Genomic DNA, 3,078 nt, shown 5'->3' with positions numbered 1-3,078 from the left:
AAACACTTTAATTTTTCTTCCAGATATAGAACTAATCCCGCTAGAAGATGTTCTATATCTGGAAGAAAAATTAAAGTGTTTTTATTAGGTAGAAAGTACTCTGTATTCTCTGGTAGCATTTTACCAATTCGAACTCTATCAGATGTACCGTATCTTTCACCTTCTGCATTTATACCAGAACGATATCTTGTAACGTAGTACAGACTGTAATCTGTATACTTTCTTTTGACTCTACTCTCTGGAACTTTAGCAATATAAACAACTTCTGATTTCTTTTTACTCTTACTCATAACTGTTTTTAGAATTAACTTTGATTGTAAAAAATTGTAATTTCAAGGGCGTATGAATATTATATCAAGTTAATCTCTAAAAAGCAGCATTTTGAGAAAAATATTTTTAAATTTTTATCCGCAACTATCTAGTATTTACCGCCTCATTTTAAGGCGTTAGGTTTATTACTAGATGCGGAATTCAGGTTTTGGAATAATTGCATCTGTATCGACATTCGAAATATCAATTGGTACAACTAGACCTTGGTGAGTTGTAAAACCAGCCATTGTTTTTCCTCAATGTTTTTCAATTTGGAGAGTTTGCTTTGTTCTTATAATGAGGTGACCTAAGATCTATTGGTAGATCTATTGGTAGATCTAAAGACTAATGGAAAATAGTATAGGATCTGTTTCAAAATCTATACAAGACCTACTTCAAAACTTGCTTTATGATTTATAAAGATCTACTTCAAGATCAACCTACAGGAGTTCAACAGTACGGATATCTGTAAATTTACCAAATACCGCAGCAGCTGCAGCCATTGCAGGGCTTACTAGATGCGTACGTCCATTACGTCCTTGACGACTTTCAAAGTTACGGTTTGAAGTAGAGGCACAACGTTCCCATTCTCCTAGACGGTCATCATTCATCGCTAGGCACATAGAGCAACCTGGTAAACGCCATTCAAAACCTGCTTCGCGGAAGATTTTATCTAACCCCTCTTTTTCAGCTTGTTCACGCACAAGACCAGAACCAGGGACAACTAATGCTGTTACCCCTTGAGCAACTTTACGACCTTTAACTACAGCAGCGGCTGCACGTAGATCTTCGATACGAGAGTTAGTACATGAACCAATAAATACTTTATCTACCGGAACATCAGTTAGGTTGGTATGCGCTTCTAGTCCCATGTATTTTAAAGCTTTAACCGCTGCTTGTTGGGCAATGAGGTCATTCATTTGTTGTGGATCTGGAACTTGTTGATCAATTGAAATTACTTGACCTGGATTAGTTCCCCAAGTAATTTGTGGAGCTATGTCTTTGGCTTCTAAAGTTACTACTGTATCATACACAGCGTCATCATCTGATTTTAAAGTACGCCAAAAGGCTACAGCTTGCTCCCATTGCTCTCCTTTTGGAGCAAAAGGACGACCTTGAAGATAATCAAAAGTTGTTTGGTCAGGAGCAATAATGCCAGCTTTGGCACCCATTTCAATTGCCATATTACAAACTGTCATACGTCCTTCCATTGAAAGGTCAGTAATAGCTTCCCCACAGAACTCAACCACATGACCAGTCCCCCCAGCCATAGTTAGCTTACCAATAATTGCCAGAATAATGTCTTTGGCAGTAATCCCCGGAGCTACTTTACCACGTACTTCAATTTTCATTGACTTGGCTTTGGCTTGTTTCAGCGTTTGGGTTGCTAATACGTGTTCAACCTCAGAAGTCCCTATCCCAAATGCTAGTGCACCAAACGCTCCATGAGTTGAAGTGTGAGAATCTCCACAAACAATTGTCATACCTGGAAGAGTTAAACCTTGTTCAGGACCAACTACATGGACAATCCCTTGGTTCTTGTTGCTTAGATCGTACAGAGAGATATTGTTCTCTTTACAGTTTTTATCAAGCTCAAGCACTTGAATACGTGCTTGTTCACCACAAGCTGCAGGATCACGACTTTGTGTTGAGATACTATGATCCATAGTAGCAAAGGTTTTTTGTGGTTGACGAACTTGACGACCTGCACCTTTTAAGCCAGCAAAGGCTTGAGGTGAGGTAACTTCGTGCATTAGGTGACGGTGAATGTAAAGAATTGGAGTTTCGCCTTCAGCTTGATAAACGGTATTTAGTTCAAAAAGCTTGTCGTAAAGTGTTTTTGCCATAAGTAACCTAATTTGTAACTATTTGTAACTCTATATTTCTTGATTTAATGTTTCAGACTTAAATGTTTTTAACTTGAATGTTGAACTTGAACATTAGCTTTCGCATTTACTTTTAAATCCTATTCCGAGAACAGGTAAAGGTAAACGTTTTTATTGTTCGCATGCTCTGCGCTCTAACTTTGTGTGCGCTCTGTGCTCTGCCCAGTACGCTCTTTGTACCGGTGGCGCTTAAGAGAAATACCTAGCAAATTGCCTTTAAGGCAAAGAGAATGTTAAGTTTGAAGATGTGAAGTTTGCACAAGCTAATTAGCTTTGTTTAGCTTGGCAAAACTCCACGAAGGACAATTTGCTAGGGTATAGGGTATAAGCAAAAAAGAGGCTAAGTTTAGTTAAACAGGGTTTTGTTTAAGCAGTGTTTAGCTGAGCTATGTTTGTTTAAGCAGTGTTCAGCTGGGCTACGTTTGGTAAAGCTGTGCTTAGTTAGGCTATGCTTAACTAAGCTATGCTTAGCTAAGCATTAAGAGCTTGACTAATTAGCTCTCCCATTTGACTGGTAGTTACTACTTTTTCTTCAGCTTTACCACTTGCAAGATCACGCGTACGATATCCTTGTGCTAGTACTGTTTGTACCGCTTGCTCAATCGCTAAAGCAGCTTGCTCTTGGTTAAAACTATGACGGAGCATTAGCGCAGCTGACAGAATTTGCGCAATTGGATTAGCAATATCTTGTCCTGCAATATCAGGAGCCGAGCCCCCAGCAGGTTCATACAGACCAAAGCCGTCTTGGTTTAAGCTCGCTGAAGGAAGCATTCCCATAGACCCCGTAATCATCGCGCATTCATCAGAGATAATATCCCCAAACATGTTTGAGCAAAGAAGTACGTCAAAACTTTCAGGTTGTTTCCTAAATTTTTAGATTTTT

The 3,078-nt window shown here is 39.0% G+C and carries 2 protein-coding genes and 2 pseudogenes; all 4 read right to left on the bottom strand.

Going from position 1 to position 3,078, the window contains the following annotated elements:
• Positions 1 to 290: hypothetical protein (locus CKF54_RS06905; protein WP_147396840.1), on the bottom strand; the 290-nt coding region annotated here is incomplete at its 3' end.
• Between the two features lie 186 nt (positions 291 to 476).
• Positions 477 to 557 (bottom strand): annotated as a pseudogene (gene leuD / locus CKF54_RS06900) (3-isopropylmalate dehydratase small subunit); the annotation flags it as partial.
• Positions 558 to 749: 192 nt separating this feature from the next.
• A complete protein-coding gene (gene leuC, locus CKF54_RS06895) occupies positions 750 to 2,156 on the bottom strand; it encodes a 3-isopropylmalate dehydratase large subunit (RefSeq protein ID WP_119525624.1) in 1,407 nt (468 codons plus the stop codon).
• Between the two features lie 510 nt (positions 2,157 to 2,666).
• Positions 2,667 to 3,059, bottom strand: a pseudogene (locus CKF54_RS06890) (isocitrate/isopropylmalate family dehydrogenase); the annotation flags it as partial.
• Positions 3,060 to 3,078 lie beyond the last annotated feature (19 nt).

The sequence above is a fragment of the Psittacicella hinzii genome, from assembly GCF_003585885.1.
Lineage (GTDB): Bacteria > Pseudomonadota > Gammaproteobacteria > Enterobacterales > Psittacicellaceae > Psittacicella.
The sequence above is the reverse complement of the archived record's forward strand: the minus strand, read 5'-3'. Positions and strand labels throughout refer to the sequence as shown.